Here is a 576-nt window from a genome sequence, read left to right as displayed (position 1 = left end):
TAACCTTCGGGAGGGCGTTTACCACGGTGTGATTCATGACTGGGGTGAAGTCGTAACAAGGTAACCCTAGGGGAACCTGGGGTTGGATCACCTCCTTACCTTAAGATGTCGAAGTTGTTGAGTGTTCACACAGATTGCCTTGATTCAAAGTAGTTAGAGCAAAGACCTGGTGCAGAGATGCATCAGCTTCTGTTGTCCAGCCCTCGGGATGGATGAGAGAAAACCTCTTCTGCCGGATAACGGGGTGTGAATAGCAGTTGACTGCTACCTGTTGTCTCAGTGCGCAAGCACTGCAAAGCAGACTCGGGGTCCCCTTCGTCTAGAGGCCTAGGACACCGCCCTTTCACGGCGGTAACAGGGGTTCGAATCCCCTAGGGGACGCCACTTCTCTTCTTGCTAACAAGAATGCAGACATAAGCAGTCATGTTTATGTCTGTTTTCTTCGGTCACTGACCGTTGCAAACATGCTCTTTAACAATCTGGAAAGCTGATTTAAAAAGTAGTTCTCAAACATTTGTTACAAGTGCTTTGGAAACTTCTTGGCGAAAACCAAATTTTATTTGGTCCTTGTTGTAC

Annotated in this window: 1 tRNA gene and 1 rRNA gene; both read left to right on the top strand. The window is 47.6% G+C overall.

The features are described from left to right. Positions 1-98 (top strand): 16S ribosomal RNA (locus ACB042_RS20080); the annotation flags it as partial. A gap of 210 nt (positions 99-308) precedes the next feature. After that, positions 309-384 (top strand) — tRNA-Glu (locus tag ACB042_RS20075). Positions 385-576 lie beyond the last annotated feature (192 nt).

Source organism: Aeromonas sp. S13(2024) (assembly GCF_041402405.1).
Classification (GTDB): Bacteria; Pseudomonadota; Gammaproteobacteria; order Enterobacterales; family Aeromonadaceae; genus Aeromonas; species Aeromonas veronii.
The sequence above is the reverse complement of the archived record's forward strand: the minus strand, read 5'-3'. Positions and strand labels throughout refer to the sequence as shown.